This is a genomic window from Variovorax sp. OK212 (assembly GCF_900112425.1).
GTDB lineage: Bacteria > Pseudomonadota > Gammaproteobacteria > Burkholderiales > Burkholderiaceae_C > Variovorax.
Genome location: NZ_FOLP01000003.1, coordinates 607,753 through 628,615, shown reverse-complemented (window position 1 = coordinate 628,615; position 20,863 = coordinate 607,753). Strand labels below are relative to the sequence as shown.

General features: G+C 66.3%; 17 protein-coding genes. 10 read left to right on the top strand and 7 right to left on the bottom strand.

Annotated features, from left to right (window positions below; genetic code table 11):
- Window positions 1–5: 5 nt before the first annotated feature.
- On the bottom strand, window positions 6–830 hold the full coding sequence (gene map, locus BM004_RS13345) for a type I methionyl aminopeptidase (protein ID WP_093121588.1): 825 nt from the start codon (window positions 828–830) through the stop codon (window positions 6–8).
- A gap of 238 nt (window positions 831–1,068) precedes the next feature.
- Between map and purL the strand changes: the two genes are divergently transcribed.
- On the top strand, window positions 1,069–5,058 hold the full coding sequence (gene purL, locus BM004_RS13340; RefSeq protein ID WP_093213902.1) for a phosphoribosylformylglycinamidine synthase: 3,990 nt from the start codon (window positions 1,069–1,071) through the stop codon (window positions 5,056–5,058).
- A gap of 7 nt (window positions 5,059–5,065) precedes the next feature.
- Window positions 5,066–5,389 (top strand): hypothetical protein, encoded by a 324-nt coding sequence (locus BM004_RS13335; RefSeq protein ID WP_093213900.1) that lies wholly within the window; start codon window positions 5,066–5,068, stop codon window positions 5,387–5,389.
- A 65-nt stretch (window positions 5,390–5,454) separates the two neighbouring features.
- On the opposite strand, the gene BM004_RS13330 is transcribed toward BM004_RS13335, so the two are convergent.
- The 6 genes from BM004_RS13330 to BM004_RS13305 form a co-directional block, all read right to left on the bottom strand.
- On the bottom strand, window positions 5,455–6,240 hold the full coding sequence (locus BM004_RS13330) for a peptidylprolyl isomerase (RefSeq protein ID WP_093121593.1): 786 nt from the start codon (window positions 6,238–6,240) through the stop codon (window positions 5,455–5,457).
- Between the two features lie 127 nt (window positions 6,241–6,367).
- Window positions 6,368–6,655 carry a BolA family protein gene (locus tag BM004_RS13325; protein ID WP_093123264.1) on the bottom strand — a complete coding sequence of 96 codons (288 nt, stop codon included), beginning with the start codon at window positions 6,653–6,655 and terminating at the stop codon, window positions 6,368–6,370.
- Window positions 6,656–6,666: 11 nt separating this feature from the next.
- Window positions 6,667–7,209, bottom strand: coding sequence for a septation protein A (locus tag BM004_RS13320; RefSeq protein ID WP_093121595.1), 543 nt, complete (start codon window positions 7,207–7,209; stop codon window positions 6,667–6,669).
- Complete coding sequence (msrB, locus tag BM004_RS13315; RefSeq protein WP_093213897.1) at window positions 7,206–7,610, bottom strand: peptide-methionine (R)-S-oxide reductase MsrB; 405 nt, start codon at window positions 7,608–7,610, stop codon at window positions 7,206–7,208. The genes BM004_RS13320 and msrB overlap by 4 nt, the downstream gene beginning before the upstream one ends.
- A complete protein-coding gene (locus tag BM004_RS13310; protein WP_093213895.1) occupies window positions 7,607–9,112 on the bottom strand; it encodes a protein adenylyltransferase SelO in 1,506 nt (501 codons plus the stop codon). The genes msrB and BM004_RS13310 overlap by 4 nt, the downstream gene beginning before the upstream one ends.
- 106 nt (window positions 9,113–9,218) lie before the next feature.
- Window positions 9,219–10,298, bottom strand: a complete 1,080-nt coding sequence (locus BM004_RS13305) for an AraC family transcriptional regulator (RefSeq protein WP_093121603.1) — start codon at window positions 10,296–10,298, stop codon at window positions 9,219–9,221.
- 148 nt (window positions 10,299–10,446) lie between these two features.
- Between BM004_RS13305 and BM004_RS13300 the strand changes: the two genes are divergently transcribed.
- From BM004_RS13300 to BM004_RS13265, 8 genes are all read left to right on the top strand, one after another.
- Complete coding sequence (locus tag BM004_RS13300; RefSeq protein ID WP_093213892.1) at window positions 10,447–12,282, top strand: carboxylesterase/lipase family protein; 1,836 nt, start codon at window positions 10,447–10,449, stop codon at window positions 12,280–12,282.
- Between the two features lie 115 nt (window positions 12,283–12,397).
- Entirely contained in the window at window positions 12,398–14,047 is a 1,650-nt protein-coding gene (locus BM004_RS13295) for a 3-(methylthio)propionyl-CoA ligase (RefSeq protein WP_093121608.1), read from the top strand.
- A 143-nt stretch (window positions 14,048–14,190) separates the two neighbouring features.
- Window positions 14,191–15,420, top strand: coding sequence for a branched-chain amino acid ABC transporter substrate-binding protein (locus BM004_RS13290; protein ID WP_093121611.1), 1,230 nt, complete (start codon window positions 14,191–14,193; stop codon window positions 15,418–15,420).
- Between the two features lie 255 nt (window positions 15,421–15,675).
- On the top strand, window positions 15,676–16,908 hold the full coding sequence (locus BM004_RS13285; RefSeq protein WP_093121614.1) for a branched-chain amino acid ABC transporter substrate-binding protein: 1,233 nt from the start codon (window positions 15,676–15,678) through the stop codon (window positions 16,906–16,908).
- An 80-nt stretch (window positions 16,909–16,988) separates the two neighbouring features.
- On the top strand, window positions 16,989–17,942 hold the full coding sequence (locus tag BM004_RS13280) for a branched-chain amino acid ABC transporter permease (protein WP_093121617.1): 954 nt from the start codon (window positions 16,989–16,991) through the stop codon (window positions 17,940–17,942).
- Between the two features lie 4 nt (window positions 17,943–17,946).
- Window positions 17,947–19,284: a branched-chain amino acid ABC transporter permease gene (locus tag BM004_RS13275; RefSeq protein WP_093213888.1), complete on the top strand. Its 1,338-nt coding sequence runs from the start codon at window positions 17,947–17,949 to the stop codon at window positions 19,282–19,284.
- Window positions 19,281–20,051, top strand: a complete 771-nt coding sequence (locus BM004_RS13270; RefSeq protein WP_093121622.1) for an ABC transporter ATP-binding protein — start codon at window positions 19,281–19,283, stop codon at window positions 20,049–20,051. Before BM004_RS13275 ends, BM004_RS13270 begins: the two co-directional genes overlap by 4 nt.
- Window position 20,052: 1 nt before the next feature.
- A complete protein-coding gene (locus BM004_RS13265) occupies window positions 20,053–20,748 on the top strand; it encodes an ABC transporter ATP-binding protein (RefSeq protein WP_093213885.1) in 696 nt (231 codons plus the stop codon).
- The last annotated feature ends 115 nt before the right edge of the window (window positions 20,749–20,863 follow it).

The window sequence follows — 20,863 nt, the reverse complement described above, 5'->3', positions numbered from 1 at the left end:
GCGCGTCAGGTCTTGGTCGAAGTGACGAAGGAGGGCAGCGGCGGGCTGCCTTCGGACAGCGTCAGCACTTCGTAGCCGGTCTCGGTGACCAGCACCGTGTGCTCCCACTGGGCCGACAGCGAATGGTCGCGCGTGACGATGGTCCAGCCGTCGTACTGGCCGCCCTTGAAGTCTTCCTTCACGTCGCGCTTGCCGGCGTTGATCATCGGCTCGATGGTGAAGATCATGCCGGGCTTGAGTTCTTCCAGCGTGCCCGGGCGGCCGTAGTGCAGCACCTGGGGTTCTTCATGGAAGCGCTGGCCCACGCCGTGGCCGCAGAACTCGCGCACGATCGTGAAGCCCTGGCCTTCGGCGAACTTCTGGATCGCGTGGCCCACGTCGCCCAGGTGCGCGCCGGGGCGCACCTGCAGGATGCCGTGCCACATGGCTTCGAAGGTGATGCTGCACAGGCGCTTGGCGGCGATGGAGGCGTCGCCGATCACGTACATGCGGCTGTTGTCGCCGAACCAGCCGTCCTTGATGACGGTCACGTCGACGTTCATGATGTCGCCCTTCTTCAGGGGCTTGTCATTGGGAATCCCGTGGCAGACCACGTGGTTCACCGAGGTACAGAGCGATTTGGGGAAGGGCACGCTGCTGGCGCCCATGTAGCCCACCGTGGCCGAGGTGGTGCCCTGCTTGACCATGTATTCGGCGGCGAGCCGGTCCACGTCGTTGGTCGTGATGCCGGGCTTGATCAGGGGCGTGAGGTAATCCAGCACCTCGGAAGCAAGGCGGCAGGCGACCCGCATGGCTTCGATGCCCGCAGCGTCTTTGTAGTTAATGCTCATCCCGGAATTATCCCATCCGGCAGATGAACCTGCCCCCGACGCGGGGCACTTCCTGTTCCCGCGGTCCCCCAAGCGGGACGGCCGACTTGGGAAGGCCCGGCGTTAGCCTAAAATTCCGGGTTAACGCGGATGACCCCAGTCAGCGGCCATCCGCCTCGATTCCTTGATTTCCAACGCGGCCCCCGAGGCCCCATCGACCGTGACGCAGCCCGCACCTCAAGCCCTTCCTGTCGTAACCATGTTCGAGGGCGGCAGCGCGCTCAGCGACTTCCGCGCACGCCAGCTGCTGCCGAAGCTGCAGGCCGTCGAGCCGCGCATCGAGGGCATTTCGGCCCGTTTCGTGCACCTGGTGGTGACCGACGCAACCCTCGGCACCGCCGACCGTGAGCGCTTCGCCGCGCTGCTGACCTACGGCGAGCCCTTCGAGGCGCCCGCCAAGGCCACCACCTCGGTGGTGGTCACGCCCCGCCTGGGCACCGTGTCGCCGTGGGCCTCCAAGGCCACCGACATCGCCCACAACTGCGGCCTGGCGCTGCGCCGGGTCGAGCGCGTCACCCAATACCACCTGAAGCTCAAGGCTCCGTTGATCGGCAAGGCCCCCGTGCTCGAAGGCGACGCGCTGGCCGCCGCGTCCGGCCCGCTGCACGACCGCATGACCGAATCGGTGCTGGCCACCGTCGAGCAGGCGGCCAGCCTGTTCAGCGAACTGCCGGCCCAGCCGATGGCGCAGGTCGACGTGCTCGCCGGCGGCCGCACGGCGCTGGTGGCGGCCAACACCGGCTTCGGCCTGGCGCTGGCCGAGGACGAGATCGACTACCTGGTGGACGCCTTCACCCGCCTGGGCCGCAACCCCAGCGACGTCGAACTCATGATGTTCGCGCAGGCCAACAGCGAGCACTGCCGCCACAAGATCTTCAACGCGGCCTTCACCATCGACGGCAAGGCGCAGCCGCAAAGCCTGTTCTCGATGATCCGCCACACCGAGAAGCAGAACCCGCAGCACACGGTCATCGCCTATGCCGACAACGCCTCGGTGATGGAAGGCGCGACCATCGAGCGCTTCATTCCCGCCAACGGCTCGCAAAGCTATCAAAAAGATAGCGCGCTGACCCACGTGCTGATGAAGGTCGAGACGCACAACCACCCGACTGCCATCTCCCCGTTCCCGGGCGCCTCGACCGGCGCGGGCGGCGAGATCCGCGACGAAGGCGCCACCGGCCGCGGCTCCAAGCCCAAGGCCGGCCTGACCGGTTTCACCGTGTCGAAGCTGTGGCCCGATACCGCCAAGGACGGCGGCCACTACGGCAAACCCGAGCACATCGCCAGCCCGCTGCAGATCATGACCGAGGGCCCGCTGGGCGGCGCCGCGTTCAACAACGAGTTCGGCCGTCCCAACCTGCTGGGCTACTTCCGCGAATACGAGCAGACGGTGGCGAGCGACCTCGACACCGTGCAGCGCGGCTACCACAAGCCCATCATGATCGCGGGCGGCCTCGGCAGCATCGACGCCACCCAGACCAAGAAGATCCTGTTTCCGGCCGGTTCGCTGCTGATCCAGCTCGGCGGCCCCGGCATGCGCATCGGCATGGGCGGCAGCGCCGCCAGTTCGATGGCCACCGGCGCCAACGCGGCCGAGCTCGACTTCGACTCGGTGCAGCGCGGCAACCCCGAAATCGAGCGCCGTGCGCAGGAGGTCATCAACCACTGCTGGCAGCAGGGCGCGGCCAACCCGATCCTGGCGATCCACGACGTGGGCGCCGGTGGCCTGAGCAACGCCTTCCCCGAGCTGACCAACGACGCCGGCCGCGGCGCGCGCTTCGACCTGCGCGCCGTGCCGCTGGAAGAGTCGGGCATGGCGCCCAAGGAAATCTGGTGCAACGAAAGCCAGGAGCGCTACGTGCTGGCCATCGCGCCGGCGTCGCTCGAGCAGTTCAAGGCCTTCTGCGAGCGCGAGCGCTGCCCGTTCTCGGTGGTCGGCGTGGCGACCGACGAGCGCCAGCTGCTGGTGGCCGACGAGGGCGCCAACGTGCAACCCGTCGACATGCCCATGGACGTGCTGCTCGGCAAGCCGCCCAAGATGCACCGCGACGTGAAAGCCGTCACGCGCACCTTCAAGCCGCTCGACCTGACCGGCGTCGACCTGCAGAAGGCCGCCATCGAGGTGCTCGCGCACCCGACCGTGGCGTCCAAGCGTTTCCTCATCACCATCGGCGACCGCACCGTGGGCGGCATGAGCCACCGCGACCAGATGGTCGGCCCGTGGCAGGTGCCCGTGGCCGACTGCGCCGTGACGCTGGCCGACTACAAGGGCTTTGCCGGTGAAGCCATGAGCATGGGCGAGCGCACGCCGCTGGCCGTGCTCGACGCGCCGGCCTCCGGCCGCATGGCCGTGGCCGAGGCCATCACCAACCTGCTGGCCGCACCCATCGAGCTGTCGCGCGTGAAGCTGTCGGCCAACTGGATGGCCGCCTGCGGCGAGCCCGGCGAAGACGCCGCGCTGTACGAAACCGTGAAGGCCGTCGGCCTGGAGCTGTGCCCGGCGCTGGGCGTGTCGATTCCGGTCGGCAAGGATTCGTTGTCGATGCGCACGCAGTGGAAGGACAACGGCGAGGCCAAGAAAGTCACCTCGCCCGTGAGCCTGATCGTCACCGCCTTCGCGTCGCTGGCCGACGTGCGCGGCACGCTCACGCCGCAGCTGGACGCCGAAGAGGCCGACACCACGCTGGTGCTCGTCGACCTGGGCCGGGGCAAGCACCGCATGGCCGGCAGCATCCTGTCGCAGACGCTCGAGCAGAGCGGCGACACCGTGCCCGACCTCGACGATCCGGCGCAGCTGGTGGCGCTGGTCGATGCCGTGAACGCGCTGCGCGCCGACGGCAAGATCCTGGCCATGCACGACCGCAGCGACGGAGGCCTGTTCGCCACCGCGTGCGAGATGGCCTTTGCCGGCCACGTCGGCGTGGCATTGAACGTCGACATGCTGGTCACCGAAGGCGACGGCATCTCCGACAGCCGCATGGAAACCGGCGACGCCAAGAACTGGGCGCAGCAGGTCAGCGCGCGGCGCGAAGAGCTCACGCTCAAGGCGCTGTTCAATGAAGAGCTGGGCATGGTGCTGCAGGTGCGCACGGCCGAGCGCAACGACGTCATGCAGGTGCTGCGCGCGCACGGCCTGAGCGCGCACAGCCACTTCGTCGGCAAGACGCGCCCCGCCAGCTCGACCATGGACGCGGGCAAGGGCAAGCTCGAAGTCTGGCGCGACGCCAAGTCGGTGTTCAGCGCCAGCCTGCACGACCTGCACCAGGTGTGGGACTCGGTGAGCTGGAAGATCGCCCGCGAGCGCGACAACCCCGCCTGCGCCGATGCCGAGCACGCCGCCGCCGGCGTGCCGACCGACCCCGGCATGCACGTGTTCCTGCCGAACGCACAGCAGTCCGTGGCCCTGGCGCCCGCCTTCCTGCAGTCGCGTCCCAAGGTCGCGATCCTGCGTGAGCAGGGCGTCAACTCGCACGTCGAGATGGCCTACGCCTTCACCGAAGCCGGCTTCGAAGCCTTCGACGTCCACATGACCGACCTGCAGACCGGCCGCGCGGACCTCGCCGACTTCAAGGGCGTGGTCGCCTGCGGCGGCTTCAGCTACGGCGACACGCTGGGTGCCGGCATCGGCTGGGCGCGCAGCATCACCTTCAACCCGAAGCTGGCCGAGCAGTTCAAGACCTTCTTCGGCCGCGCCGACACCTTCGGCCTGGGCGTGTGCAACGGCTGCCAGATGTTCGCCGAGCTGGCCGACATCATTCCGGGCGCCGAAGCCTGGCCGCGCTTCACCACCAACCAGAGCGAGCGCTTCGAGGCGCGCCTGTCGATGGTCGAGGTGCTCGAGTCGCCGAGCCTCTTCTTCGCGGGCATGGCCGGCAGCCGGCTGCCGATCGCGGTGGCGCACGGCGAGGGCTACGCGAACTTCAAGCACCGCGGCGACGCAGGCAAGGCAATCGCGGCCATGCGCTTCGTGGACAACCACGGCCAGCCGACCGAGCAGTACCCGTTCAACCCGAACGGCAGCGCGGGCGGCCTGACCTCGGTGACCACGCCGGACGGCCGCTTCACCGCCGTCATGCCGCACCCGGAGCGCGTGTTCCGCAATATCCAGATGAGCTGGACCTCGGGCGACCGCTCGGAGCTCAGCCCCTGGATGCAGGTCTGGCGCAACGCACGCAAGTGGGTCGGCTGATCGGGCGATGCTCGACCTCGATCACCCGCGAAGCCGGCACGTGCTGGAAGCGGCGCGCATCGAGGACCTGATCCGCAAGTTGCTGCTGGCGTGGCGCGAAGACCAGGCAACGGACGAGGCAACGGCTTCGTCCGCACGCAGCGAGATCCTGCAGGTGCTGCTGCCGCAGCTCGAAGCGCTCAACGCCGCGCACTTCGGCGCGTCGACGCAGATCTACCGCACGCTAGATGCGCTGGGCCAGGCAGTGCAGGGCGCCGATGCCGGCAAGGCATGGCGGGCGTTCAGTGCACTCGACGGGCCGGGTGACAACTTCGCAACCTGGGCCATCTGAAGCAAGCAACAGGACGGCCATGAAAAAAGCGACCCGAAGGTCGCTTTTCTTTGGCCTGGATCGGCTTACTCGACCTTGGCCTTCGCGCGCAGTTCTTCCTGGAACTTCTGCAGGCGCTGCTGCTGCAGCTGCTGCGTGATCTGCGGCTTCACTTCTTCCATCTTCGGCAGTTGGGCCTGGCGGATGTCGTCCACGCGGATGATGTGATAGCCGAACTGGGTCTTGATCGGGGCAGGGGTGGTCTCGCCCTTCTTGAGCTTGATCATCGCTTCCGAGAACTCGGGCACGAAGCTCGCGGGGTTGGCCCAGTCGAGGTCGCCACCGTTGGCGCCCGAACCCGGGTCCTTGCTCTGCTTCTTGGCGATGTCTTCGAACTTGGCGCCCTTCTTCAGGTCGGCCATGATCTTCTTGGCCTGGTCTTCGGTCTCCACCAGGATGTGGCGGGCCTTGTATTCCTTGCCGCCGTTGGCCGCCACGAACTTGTCGTACTCGGCCTTCACGTCGGCGTCCGACACCGGGTTGGTCTTGCGGTAGTTCTCGAACAGCGCGCGGATCAGGATGGCCTGGCGGGCGAGTTCGAGCTGGTTCTTGTAGTCCTCGCTGGTGTCCAGGCCCTGCTTCTGCGCTTCCTGCATGAACACTTCGCGCGCCACGATTTCCTCGCGCAGCTGGCTTTGCATTTCAGGCGTCACCGGACGGCCCGCGGCTGCCAGTTGCTGGGCCAGGACCTCCATGCGCGCCTTGGGCACCGGCTTGCCGTTCACGATGGCTGCGTTCTGCGCCAGCGCCGCCGTGGAAGTGGCACCGAGCAGCACTGCGGCCGCGACGGCCTGCAAGATTTGTTTTTTCATGGAATGAATATCGAGCTGGGAAGGAAATGCGCTTGTAGGAAAAGGCGCGGGAAAGAAAGCAGGGATGGGGAGGAAAAGGGGAGCGCTGCGACCGCGTCGACAGCGGTGCAAGTGTGCGTTGGACGACTCAGAGCACCTCGATGGCGATGGCGTGCAGACCCTGTGCGATAAAAACCTGGAGGGCATCATACACAAGCCGATGCCGCGCCACGCGGGGCTTCCCGTCGAACAGAGGGGACGCGATGCGTACGCGGAAATGGGTGCCGTAGCCCTGCGCGTTGGCGCCGGAATGGCCGGCGTGCGCGGCGCTTTCGTCGATCACCTCGAGCTGCGTCGGGGCCAGCGCTTCGCGCAGCGCGGCCTCCAGCGCGGCGACGGTGGGCAGTACGGTGGCGGTGACCGTGGCGGTGCTCATGCTGCTGTCCGTCATGCCGTGGGCGCGTCGTCGTTCTTCAGGTGCGGCGCGATGTACAGGCCTTGCGCCACCAGGAAGACGATGGGGAACGCATAGCCCCAGAGCTTGAAGTTGACCCAGGCCTCGGTCGTGAAGTACGCCGCCACGTAGCCGTTGATGACCGCCATGAACACGCAGTAGCCGATCCACGCCACGTTCAGGCGGGCCCAGATGCGGTCGGGCAGCTCCAGCTGGGAGCCCAGCAGCATCTTCAGGAAGTTCTTCTTCAGCGCCCAGAGCGCCACCGCCAGCGCGACGGCCATGGCGCCGTACAGCACCGTCGGTTTCCACTTGATGAAGCGGTCGTCGTGCAGCACCAGCGTGAGCGTGCCGAACAGCAGGATGAGCACCAGCGTGGCCTTCTGCATGGCCTGCAGCTTGCGCTCCATGGCGTAGATGATCGCCATCTGCACCACGGTGGCGGCCATCAGCACGCCGGTGGCGGTGTAGATGTCGCCGAGCTTGTAGGCGCCGAAGAACAGCAGGATCGGGAAGAAGTCGAGGATCAGTTTCATTTTTTCTGGAAGTCGAGCGACGCGGAATTCATGCAATAGCGCAGGCCGGTTTTGGTCGGGCCGTCGGGGAACACGTGGCCCAGGTGGGCGCCGCAACCGGCGCACACGTTCTCGGTGCGCACCATGCCGTGCGAACGGTCGACGATGTTCCTGATGGCGCCCGGCACGGCCTCCTGCGAGAAGCTGGGCCAGCCGCAGCCGGCGTCGAACTTGGTCGAGGCGTCGAACAGCTTGGCGCCGCAGCACACGCAGTGGTAAGTGCCGTCGTCCCAGTGCGCTTCGTATTTGCCGGTGAAGGCGCGCTCGGTGGCGGCGTGGCGCGTGACTTCGAAGGCGGCCGGCTCGGCGCCTTTTTCAGCGAGCAGCGCTTTCCATTCGGCGTCGGTTTTCTGTACGGTCATGATGAGCAGCTGATTTCGATCGTGGAGGCCCAGTCAGGCGGAAAGCCGGCGTAGGCGTCGCAACCGGGGTGTTCGTCGAAGGGGGCTTCGAGCAGGGCCAGCAAGGTTGCCACACCCGCGTGGTCTTTTAGCTGACTTGCTTCGATGGCTTGCTGGCCCAGGTGGTTCCGCAGCACGAACTTGGGGTTCGATTTGAGCATCAAATCGGCCGCTTGCGCACGTCCAGCGGCCGCATGCCGCTCTGAAAACAATAGCAGCCAGGCGTCGAAGCCCTCGCGGTCCGGAAACAGGTCGCGCACCGGCTCGGCGTTGCCGTCGGCCATGTGGTGCGAGAGCCGGCGCCAGAAGATCGTGTAGTCGACCTTGCCCGCGGCCAGCAGCTTGAGCACGCCTTCGATCAGCGCGCGGTCGCCCTCGGCTGCATCCGCCAGGCCGAGCTTGGCGCGCATGCGGCCTTCGAACGCGTGGGGGAACACGGTCTTGTACGACTCCAGCGCGGCCACGGCCACTTCCTGGTCGCCGATCAGCGGCAGCAGCGCCTGCGCCAGGCAGAACAGGTTCCAGTACGCCACGTTGGGCTGCTGGTTGAAGGCGTAGCGACCGCTGGTGTCGCTGTGGTTGCAGATGTGGCGCGGATCGAAGCCGTCGAGGAACTGGAACGGCCCGTAGTCGATGGTGAGCCCGAGGATGCTCATGTTGTCGGTGTTCATCACCCCGTGGCAGAAACCCACGGCCTGCCATTGCGCGAGCAGGGCGGCGGTGCGCTCGCTCACGGCTTCCAGGAACGCGGCGTAGGCGTTGCCGTTGAAGCGCTCGGTGGTGCGGCAGGCGGGGTAGTAGCGGTCGATGACGTAGTCGGCCAGCGAGCGCAACTCGTCTTCGCGCTGGTTGGCCGCGAAATGCTCGAAGTGCCCGAAGCGGATGAAGCTCGGCGCCACGCGGGTGACGACCGCCGCGCTTTCCAGTTCTTCGCGCCGCACGCGGGCGTCGGAGCCGGTCACGCACAGCGCGCGCGTGGTCGGAATGCCGAGGCCGTGCATGGCTTCGCTGCAGAGGAATTCGCGGATGCTCGAGCGCAGCACCGCGCGGCCGTCGCCGCCACGCGAGTAGGGCGTGCGGCCCGCGCCTTTGAACTGCACTTCGAGGCCGCCCTCGCTCCCGGTTTCGCTTGCGATGTCGGCCTCGCCGATCATGATGGCGCGCCCGTCGCCGAGCTGGCCGGCCCACACGCCGAACTGGTGGCCGCTGTAGACGGTGGCAAAGGGTTGCGTGCCCGCGATGGGCATGCTGCCGGTCAGGGCGGCCAGCGTGTTTGTTGATTCATGCCAGCCGGGCGGCAGGCCCAGTTCGCGCGCAACGGCGTCGCTGCGGCCCACCCAGTACGGGTCGGGCAGGGGCGTCGGGCGCAATTCGGTGAAAAACGCCGGTCCCAGGTTCGCGAATCCGGTTTTCCAGCGCAATCCCAGGTCCGCGACCTCGGTGTCTTCAGCAAGCAGGCTCATGGGCGGATTGTCCGGCAGAGCGCGTAACCCCTTGCCTGGCGGGCCATCGGGCCCGGGGAGCGGGCTGGAAGGGGGGAGGGGACGAGGGGACGAGGGGAGAGGGCGGTCAGGCGGCCAGGCGGGCCGGCCCGTCCCAGATGCGCGCCCGGTACTGCGCCGGCGGCACGCCGAACCAGCGCTTGCAGGCGCGAAAGAAGTTGCTGCTGTCCACGAAGCCCAGCATGTCCGCCACATCGGTCAGCGTGTGGCGGTCTTGCGCCAGGTACTGCTGCGCCAGTTCGCGCCGGGTGCGGTCGAGCAGCGCCTGGAAAGACACCGACTCTTCCTGCAGCCGCCGCTGCAAGGTGCGCTCGGCCAGCCCGAGGCCCGAGGCCACGTCCTGCCGGCGCGGCTCGCCGTGCTGCAGGCGCCGCGCAATCTCGGCGCACACCAGCGTGCTGGTGGTGGTCTGGCCCAGCAGGTCCAGCTGGTCGTCGAGCAGGTGCTCCTGCATCTCGCCCAGCACGGGGTGGTGGGTGGGCAGCGGCATCGCCAGGTCGGCGGCCGAGATCAGCATGCGGTTGGCCGTTGCGTTGAAACGCACGTCGCAGCCGAAGGCTTCGCGGTGCAGGTGGTCGTCGGCCGGCGCGGCGTAGACGAACTCCATGGCCAGCGGATGCAGCTCGCGCCGCGTGAGCCATTGGCATTGCACGAGCGTGGTGAGCAGCGCGTATTCCACGCGCTGGCGCGGAATGGGCAGGGCGCCGCCGGTGTGTTCCATCACGAGCCAGCAGCCGCGCGCGTCGTGCGCGAGCGAGAACGCGGTCGCGTCCGAGATCACCGCCATGTAGCGCGCCAGCCGCGCGAGCGCCGCGCCCAGGTCGGGGCTGCACGCCATGGCGTGGCCCACCGTGCCCAGCTTGCTGTAGGTGGAGGCGAAGTCGCGGTGCAGGCCCAGCGTGGGCCGCCCGGCGCGCGCCACGGCCAGTTGCCACATCACCGTGATCTCGTCGACCGGGATGCGCGCGTTCTGCCGGTGCAGCGAGTCGGGGTCGAAGCCCGCGTCGCGCAGCAGCGAAGGCACGTCCAGCCCCTCGGCCTCGAACATCGACAGCACACCCTCCAGCCACGCGGCCGAGCTGGTGTGCAGCTCCGGCTGCGACACGCAACCCGAACGGCGCTGCAGCCGGCGCGGATGACGTGGCATGGAGGCTTCTGAAGTCATTGAATTGGCTCGCTTGCGATAGCGGTGAAAACAGCGCCGGTTTCTAGAATTTTTCGGTGCGCGGCGCTCGCCAGTATGGGCGCCGCGCACCGAGCCAGGAATTCCGATTAACCCGGTGTGGAGACAAAACATGAAGAAGATCGAGACAACACAAGACCAGGGCGCGGCGAGAAAGACCGCGGTGGCCAGGGCCATTGCAATCGCGACAGCCGCGGCGGCCCTTGCCGCGCTCGCGGCCTGCGGCGGCGGATCGTCCGGAGGGTCCGGCTTTGCGTTCGTGCCGGGTGCGCCCGCACCGGCGCCCGTGCCTCCCCCGCAACCCGTGGCCGACGGCCCCATGGTGCGCCAGACCACGGCCGGCAAGATCGAAGGCGTGGACGACAGCGCGGGCTCGGGCACCTATTTCTGGAAGGGCGTTCCTTTCGCCAAGGCGCCGGCCGGCAGCCTGCGCTGGCGCGCGCCGGTGGAGCCCGACGCCTGGAGCGACATCCGCCCGGCCAAGACCTTCGGCGCCGCCTGCCTGCAGATCGGCCGCGTCTTCGGGCCGGGTTCCAACAACACCTATGACGCCACCATCGTCTCCACGCTGGGCCAGCCGCTGGGCAGCGAAGACTGCCTGTTCGTGAACGTCTGGCGACCGGCCACCACCGACAAGAACCTGCCGGTGCTGCTGTTCATCCACGGCGGCAGCAACATTTCGGGTTACACGGCCGACCCGCTGTACGACGGAGCCAAGCTGGCCAAGGCCGCCAACGCGGTGGTCATCACCGCCAGCTACCGGCTCGGCGTGCTGGGCTTCCTGAACGTGCCGCAGCTGCGCCCCGGCGGCACCGCCGGCGACGACTCGGGCAACTTCGCGCTGCTCGACAACATGGCGGCGCTGCGCTACATCCAGAACAACGTGGCCACCTTCGGCGGCGACCCCGGCAACGTCACGCTGTCGGGCGAGTCGGCCGGCGCCACCAACCTGCTGGCGATCATGACTTCGCCGATGGCCAAGGGCCTGTTCCACAAGGCCATCGAAATGAGCGGCGGCATCTCGCTGGCGAGCAACCTCGTCGGCAAGCCCGGCGCCCAGCCCGCGCTCAGCCCGGCCTCGGTGTCGCTGGCGCAGGGCGACGCCATCCTGAAGAGCCTGCTGGTGGCCGACGGCACCGTGCCCGACGCGCCGGCGGCCGCCGCCTACATCGGCACGCGCACGCCGGCGCAGATTTCCGACTACATGCGCTCGAAGGAGGGCGGGGCGCTGCTGAAGACGGTGCTGGCCGCCAACCTGAGCTCGGTCGCGCCCATTCCCGACGGCACGGTGATCCCCGCCAACCCGATCGACGCCATTGCGGCCGACAAGTACGTCAAGGTGCCCACCATCGCCGGCAACACGCGCGACGAGGGCAAGCTCTTCGCCTCGCTGCTGCCGCTGTTCGGAGGCGCGCCCGGCTGGAAGATCGACGACGCCAAGCGCCTCACGCTGATGATGAACTTCGACCCCGACGCCGCCGCGCAGCCGCTGACCTCGGCCGACATCATCGACACGTCCTACCTGCCGGTAGATACGGCCGTCACGGGCTACAACGCCAAGACCCGGCTCATCACCAAGCTGCTGTTCGAGGCCAACCGCGACAACCTGCTCGACACCATGAAGACGCGCCAGTCCAACCTGTGGAGCTACCGGCTCGACTGGGCGCAGGAGGCGTACCCGTGGAACGAGGTGTACGGCGCCGCGCATGCGTTCGACCTGCCGTTCGTGTTCGGCAATTTCGGTCCGTCGGTGCTGTCGAACACCATCGGCGGCAAGGCCAACGAGAAGGGGCGCCTGGCGCTGTCGGCCGCGGTCATGGCGAGCGTGGGCGCGTTCATGCGCAATGGCGACCCGAATACGCCCGAACTTGGTGCAACCTGGGCGCCGTGGCCGTCGAAGCTGTTGTTCGACGCCACCCTCACGACGCTGAAAAACGGCGTGGAGTGAGCCGCTTCGTTCAATCGTGCAGTGCGGGTTTGTGTCATTGTGGAAGTGGCCGAAGCTTGCGTGAATCCTTTGATCGCCAAGTTTTCATGAAGTCATTTCTTTTAGGAGTCCGTAGATGCTGGGTTTGATGCAAGACCAACCGCTTTTGATCTCATCGCTGATCGAGTTCGTCGAGCGCCACAACGGCGACGGCGAGATCGTCTCGCGCCGTGTCGAAGGCGATATCCACCGCTGCACGTGGCGCGACATCGCATCGCGCGCCAGGCAGGTGGCCAATGCGCTGGACGGCGAGCAACTGCTGTTCAGCGACCGCATCGCCACGCTGGCCTGGAACGGCTACCGCCACCTGGAGCTGTACTACGGCGTGAGCGGCAGCGGCCGCGTGCTGCACACCATCAACCCGCGCCTGCACCCCGACCAGATCGCGTGGATCGCCAACCACGCCGAAGACCAGATCCTGTGCTTCGACCTGAGCTTCCTGCCGCTGGTGCAGGCGGTGCATGCCAAGTGCCCCACGATCCGCAAGTGGGTGGCGCTGTGCGACGCCGACAAGCTGCCCGCCGACAGCGGCGTGCCCAACCTGGTGAGCTACGAGAGCTGGATGGGTTCGCAGTCCACCGACTACGACTGGCCCAGCTTCGACGAGAACTCGGCCTCGAGCATGTGCTACACGAGCGGCACCACGGGCAACCCCAAGGCCGCGCTGTACAGCCACCGTTCCACGCTGCTGCACGCGTACGCCGCCGCGCTGCCCGACGTCATGCGCCTGTCGGCACAGGATTCGGTGCTGCCGGTGGTGCCGATGTTCCACGTCAACGCGTGGGGCATTCCGTATTCGGCGGCGCTGGTGGGCTGCAAGGTGGTGTTCCCGGGCCCGGCGCTGGACGGCAAGTCGGTGTACGAGCTGATCGAGGCCGAAGGCGTGACGTTTGCGGCCGGCGTGCCCACCGTGTGGCAGATGCTGCTGGGCCACATGCAGGCCAACGGCCTGAAGTTCAGCAAGCTCAACCGCACGGTGATCGGCGGCTCGGCCTGCCCGCCGGCCATGATCACGGCGTTCCAGGCGCTCTACAACGTCGAGGTGCTGCATGCCTGGGGCATGACCGAGATGAGCCCGCTGGGCACGCTGTGCACGCTGAAGAACAAGCACCTGTCGCTGCCGGCCGATGCGCAGCTGCAGATCCGCATGAAGCAGGGCCGCGCCATCTTCGGCGTCGACATGAAGATCGTCGACGGCGAGGGCAACGAGCTGCCGTGGGACGGCAAGGCCTACGGCGACCTGCTGGTCAAGGGCCCGTGGATCGTGAAGGAATACTTCAAGGGCGAGGGCGGCAACCCGCTCGTTGCCGATGCGCAGAACCGCGGCTGGTTCCCCACCGGCGACGTGGCCACCATCGACGCCGAGGGCTACCTGCAGATCACCGACCGCAGCAAGGACGTGATCAAGTCCGGCGGCGAGTGGATCAGCTCCATCGAGATCGAGAACATCGCCGTCGCGCACCCTGGCGTGGCCATGGCCGCATGCATCGGCGTGTTCCACCCCAAGTGGGACGAGCGCCCGATCATCGCCGTGGCCAAGAAGCCCGGCGGCGAGGTCACCCGAGAAGAACTGCTGAAGTTCTACGAAGGCAAGACCGCCAAGTGGCAGATCCCCGATGACGTGGTGTTCGTCGACGCCATTCCGATCGGCGCCACCGGAAAGATCCTGAAGACCAAGCTGCGCGAGCTGCTCAAGGACTACAAGCTTCCCACCACCACCCCCTGAACCCACAGGCAAAGCCCTGCCGCACTGTCGCGCACGCGATAGGAAAGCCGCCTCGGCGGCCTTCCTTCCGGGCAATCCCTGTGCGGTGAAAAAAAGGGCGCTTGTACGCTGCGATCCCGCCATTCAAAAACTGGAGACTCTTCATGCAATTTGCTATCAAGTCAGTAGCTGCCTGCGTAATGTTGGTGAGCGCCGCCGCCGCATTCGCTCAAAAAGGCGAGACCGTCAAAGTCGCCTGGCTCGACCCGCTTTCGGGCCTCATGGCCGCGGTCGGCACCAACCAGCTCAAGACCACGCAATTCCTTGCTGAAGAGTTCAACAAGAAGAACCAGTCGGGCGTGAAGTTCGAGATCATCGGCATCGACAACAAGCTCAGCCCGCAGGAGACCACCGCCGCGCTGCGTTCCGCGCAGGACCAGGGCGCGCGTTACATCATGCAGGGCAACGGCTCGGGCCCGGCGCTGGCGATCATCGACGCCATCGAGAAGAACAACTCGCGCAACCCCGGCAAGGAGTTGCTGTTCATGAACTATGCGGCGGTCGACCCCGACCTGACTAACAGCAAGTGCAGCTACTGGCACTTCCGGGTGGACGCCGACACCTCCATGAAGATGGAGGCGCTCACCACCTGGATGAAGGACCAGCCCGACATCAAGAAGGTCTACCTGCTTGGCCAGAACTACGCCCACGGCGTGCAGGTGGCCAAGTACGCCAAGGAAGACCTGAAGGCCAAGCGCCCCGACATCCAGGTCGTGGGCGAAGACCTGCACCCGCTCGCGCAGGTGCGCGACTTCTCGCCGTACATCGCCAAGATCAAGGCCTCGGGCGCCGACACGGTCATTACCGGCAACTGGGGCTCCGACCTGTCGCTGCTCATCAAGGCGGCCAACGACTCGGGCCTGAACGTCAAGTTCCTGACCTACTACGCGCCGGGCGCCGGCACCCCCACGGCCATGGGCGCCACGTCCGACGGCAAGGTCTACACCGTGGCCTACGCCCACTACAACATGGGCGGCGAGATTCAGCAGCTGCTCAACGGCTACAAGAAGCGCATGAACGACGACCTGACGCAGGCCTCGATCTACCACGTGTTCGCGCTGCTGGACGCGGCCTTCGCCAAGACCAAGTCGACCGACCCCGTGAAGGTGGCCGCGGCGCTGGAAGGCATGAAGATCAAGAGCTTCAACGGCGAGGTCGAGATGCGCAAGACCGACCACCAGCTGCAGCAGGGCCTCTATATCTCCCGCTGGGAAAAGGCCAGCGCCAAGTACCCCTACGACGCCGAGAACACCGGCTACACGAACGTGCCCGTGAAGTACTACGAGTCGTACGTGGCGAGCACGCCCACGTCGTGCCAGATGAAGCGTCCCTGACCACCTGAGGCCCGGGGACTTCCAGGGCTTGCGGGCGGTATTTGTTCACGCTTTTTCGCATGCTTCCTACCCGCCGGTAGCAGCGATCTACCCGCGGGTAGCAAGCCGGTGAAAAAGCGGTGTCGCATGGGCGATAGAAACGGGCCTTCGGGGCCCCTTCTTACGGGCATTCCCTGAGGAGAGGGGCACCAAAGGCTTGTACGCTCGTGCAGGATTTTGATTCGGTTCTGATTCGGTTTGACCAGGAGATATAGATTGAATTTCGCTCTGAAAATCGCTGCCGCGGCCGTCATCGCGGCCACCGCCACCGGTGCTCTCGCCCAGAAGGGTGAAACCGTCAAGATCGCATGGCTCGACCCGCTCTCCGGCCTCATGGCCGCGGTCGGCACGAACCAGCTCAAGACCTTCCAGTTCTTCGCCGAAGAGTTCAACAAGAAGAACGCGGCCGGCGTGAAGTTCGAGATCATCGGCATCGACAACAAGCTCAGCCCGCAGGAAACCACCAGCGCGCTGCGCTCGGCCCTCGACCAGGGCGCGCGCTACATCGTGCAGGGCAACGGCTCCGGCCCTGCGCTGGCCATCATCGACGCGCTGGAGAAGAACAACGCGCGCAACCCCGGCAAGGAAGCGCTGTACCTGAACTACGCGGCGGTCGACCCCGACCTGACCAACAGCAAGTGCAGCTACTGGCAGTACCGCTTCGACGCCGACACGTCGATGAAGATGGAAGCGCTGACCACCTACATGAAGGACCAGCCGGAGATCAAGAAGGTCTACATCATCGGCCAGAACTATGCGCACGGCCAGCAGGTCTCCAAGTTCGCCAAGGAAGACCTGAAGCACAAGCGCCCCGACATCCAGATCGTCGGCGACGACCTGCATCCGCTGGCCCAGGTGCGCGACTTCGCGCCCTACATCGCCAAGATCAAGGCCTCGGGCGCCGACACCGTCATCACCGGCAACTGGGGCTCCGACCTGGCGCTGCTGATCAAGGCGGCCAACGACTCGGGCCTGAACGTCAAGTTCTACACCTACTACGCCGTGACCACCGGCACGCCGACCGCCATGGGCTCGGCGTCCGACGGCAAGGTGTACCAGGTCGGCTACGCCCACTACAACATGGGCGGCGACATGCAGAAGTACGCCGAGGACTTCAAGAAGAAGTTCAACGACGACCTCTACACCACCGACGTGTACACCGTGTTCCAGGCGCTCACCGAGGCCTTCGTGAAGACCAAGTCGACCGACCCCGTGAAGGTGGCGGCCGCCATGGAAGGCCTGAAGTTCAAGAGCTTCAACGGCGACGTCGAGCTGCGCAAGACCGACCACCAGCTGCAGCAGGGCCTGTACATCACCAAGTGGGAAAAGGCCAGCGCCAAGTACCCGTACAGCCCGGAGAACACCGGCTACACGCTGGCGCCCGTGAAGTTCTACGACGCCTACGTGGCGAGCACGCCCACCTCCTGCCAGATGAAGCGTCCGTCCTGAGTCCGGGAACACACCCACGCGGTCGAGGCCCGACTTCAACACTCGGGCCTTTTTCTTTTTTCACCTGACACGAAAGACCGATGAACGTCGAATTCTTCGTCATCTCGCTGCTCAACGGCGTGAGCTACGGCTTGCTGTTGTTCATGTTGAGCTCCGGCCTCACGCTGATCTTCAGCATGATGGGCGTGCTCAACTTCGCGCATGCCAGCTTCTACATGCTGGGCGCCTACTTTGCCTACACGCTGTCGAACGTCGTCGGCTTCTGGCCGGCGCTCTTCATCGCACCCTTGCTCGTGTTCGCGCTGGGCGCGGCGTTCGAGCGCTACTGCCTGCGGCGCGTGCACAAGTTCGGCCATGTGCCGGAGTTGCTGGTGACCTTCGGTCTTTCCTACCTCATCCTGGAGCTGGTGCAGCTGGTGTGGGGCCGCTCCACGGTACCTTACGGCCTGCCGCAGGCGCTGCAGGGCCCGCTCTTCACGCTCTACGGCACGCAGTTCCCCAAGTCGCGCTCGTTCATCATGCTGGTGGCGGTGCTGATGCTGGTGTCGGTGTGGCTGCTGCTCACGCGCACGCGCATCGGCCTGGTGATCCAGGCGGCGCTGAAGCACCCCGACATGGTCGAGGCGCTGGGCCACAACGTGCCGCGCGTGTTCATGCTGGTGTTCGGCGGCGGCGCCGCGCTGGCCGGGCTGGCCGGCGTGGTCGGCGGCAACACCTACGTCACCGAGCCGGCCATGGCGGGCTCGGTCGGCTCCATCATCTTCGTGGTGGTGGTGGTCGGCGGCATGGGTTCGCTGGCGGGCGCCTTCCTGGCCTCGCTGATCATCGGCGTGGTGCAGACCTTCGCCGTGGCCATGGACCAGTCGCTGGCGACCGGCCTGCAGGCGCTGGGCATGGCGGTGACCGACCAGACCTTCGGCTACGAACTGCTCAAGCTCACCATCTCGCAGGTCGCGCCCATCCTGCCGTATCTGTTCCTGGTGCTGATCCTCATCTTCAGGCCCAAGGGTCTTCTCGGCACGCGGGAGGACTGACGCCATGACCACTGCAACCACCACCACGCCGGCCGCGCCGGCCAAGGCGCCGACCCGGTACTACCGGTTCAAGCCGCTGAACATCGGCCGCATCCTGATCTGGTCGCTGTTCGCGCTGCTGCTGATCGTGGCGCCGATGCTCTTCAAGAGCAGCCTGGCGCTCACCATGCTGTCGCAGATCGGCTACCTGATCATCATCTGCCTGAGCTACAACATCCTGCTGGGGCAGGGCGGCATGCTCAGCTTCGGGCATGCGGTGTACGTCGGGCTGGGCTCGTTCATCGCCATCCACGCGATGAACATGGCCAGCGCCGGCCAGCTGCCGATCCCGCTGGTGCTCATTCCGCTCGTGGGCGGGCTGGGCGGCCTGTTCTTCGCCGTGATCTTCGGCTACGTGTCGACCAAGAAGTCGGGCACCACCTTCGCGATGATCACGCTCGGCCTGGGCGAGCTGGTCGCGGCCATGGCGCTGATGTTCCCGAGCTTCTTCGGCGGCGAGGGCGGCATCACCACCAACCGCGTGTACGGCACCTCGTTCTTCGGCATCACCTTCGGGCCGCAGAACCAGGTGTACTACCTGATCGCCGTGTACTGCTTCATCTGCACCGCGCTGATGTTCGCCTTCACCGGCACGCCGCTGGGCCGCATGCTGAACGCGGTGCGCGACAACCCCGAGCGCGTGGAGTTCATCGGCTACAACACGCAGCGCGTGCGCTACTACGCCTTCATCATCGCGGGCTTCTTCGCGGGCATCGGCGGCGGGCTGGCGGCCATCAACTTCGAGATCGTGAACGCGGCTGACAGCCTGAACGGGCTGCGCTCGGGCAGCTACCTGCTGTTCACCTTCCTGGGCGGCGCCACCTTCTTCTTCGGGCCGATCATCGGCGCGGCGCTGCTGGTGTTCGCGCTGGTGCTGCTGTCGGAGCTCAGCAAGGCCTGGCTGCTGTACGTGGGCCTGGTGTTCCTGCTGATGGTGATGTTCGCCCCCGGCGGCGTGGCGAGCCTGATCATGATGAACGTGCGCGTGGCGCTGTTCGGCAAGATCAAGCGCTTCTACCTGCTGTACGTGGGCCTGTTCGTCGGCGCGGCCATCATGCTGGCCGGCGCGGCGGCCGTCGTGGAAATGATCTATCACATGCAGCTCAACGCAGCGCTCGGCCCCATGGTGGCGTTCGCGGGCCTGCAGCTGGACACCTCCTCGGCCACGAGCTGGATCGTCGCGGTGGCATTGCTGGCGGTGGGCCTGGGCATCTTCGAGGTGATGCGCAGGCGCTTCGCGAAGGTCTGGGGCCAGGCGCAGGAAGAAATCGAAGCCGAGATCAAGCGGCGGGAGACGGCATGACCTATTCACTCGAACTCAAGGGCCTGCGCAAGAGCTTCGGCAAGACCGACATCATCCGCGGGGTCGACCTGGCGGTGAACGCGGGCGAGCGCATCGCCATCATCGGGCCGAACGGCGCGGGCAAGTCCACGCTGTTCAACCTGATCAGCGGGCGCCTGGCGCCCACCAGCGGCGAGGTGCTGCTGAACGGCCAGCGCATCGACGGCAAGCAGCCGTACGAGATCAATCGGCTCGGGCTGTCGCGCAGCTTCCAGATCACCAACATCTTTCCCAAGCTGAGCGTGTTCGAGAACCTGCGCTGCGGCGTGCTGTGGAGCCTGGGCTACAAGTACAGCTTCCTGCGCTTCCTCTCGAACCTGGACGACGCCAACGAGCGCACCGAAGAGCTCATCAAGCAGATCGGCCTGGAGAAGAAGCGCGACGTGCATGCGGTGAACCTCACCTATGCCGAGCAGCGCGCGCTCGAGATCGGCGTGACCATTGCGGGCGGCGCCAGCGTGATCCTGCTGGACGAGCCCACGGCCGGCATGAGCAAGACCGAGACCTCGCACTTCATCTCGCTCATCAAGCACGTCACGGTCGGCAAGACGCTGCTGACGGTGGAGCACGACATGGGTGTGGTGTTCGGCCTGGCCGACAAGATCGCGGTGGTGGTGTACGGCGAGGTGATTGCCTTCGACACGCCGGCGGCAGTGCGTGCCAATGCGCGCGTGCAAGAGGCTTATCTCGGTTCCTCCGTGGCCGATGCACAAGGAGCTGGACACTGACATGCTGAAGCTCAAAGACATCCACGCCTACTACGGCAAGAGCCATGTGCTGCATGGCGTCTCGTTCGACGTGAACCCCGGCGAAATCGTCGCGCTGCTGGGCCGCAACGGCTCGGGCCGCTCGACCACCGCCAAGGCCATCATGGGCCTGGTGCATGCCGAGGGCGGCCTGCACTGGAAGGGGCAGAACATCCTGCGGCGCAAGGCCTACGAAATTGCGCACTTCGGCATCGGCTACGTGCCCGAGAACCGCGACATCTTCCCCAAGCTCACGGTGCACCAGAACCTGCTGCTGGGGCAGAAGGGCAGCGGCAAGGGCAGCCGCTGGCAGTTCGATGACATGTACGCCATGTTCCCGCGCCTGAAGGAGCGCCAGCACACCGAGGCCGGCGTGCTCTCGGGCGGCGAGCAGCAGATGCTCACGCTGTGCCGCACGCTCATGGGCGACCCCGACCTGATCATCATCGACGAGCCGACCGAAGGCCTTGCGCCCAAGATCGTCGAGCTGGTGGGGCAGTACCTGCGCACGCTGAAGGACAAGGGCATCTCGGTGCTGCTGATCGAGCAGAAGCTCACCATCGCGATGCAGATCTCGGACCGCGCGCTCGTCATGGGCCACGGCAGCATCGTGTTCGACGGCACGCCCGACAGCCTGCGCGCCGACGCGACCACTCGCAAGGAATGGTTGGAAGTCTGATACCCCCAAGGGGATCCGGGCCGTGCCCCGGACCCCTTGTCCCGGCAGCGACTGCATGCCATTGTTGCGACGCGACAAAAGCCTAGAATCCCCCGAAAAAGAACACTCGTGCTTT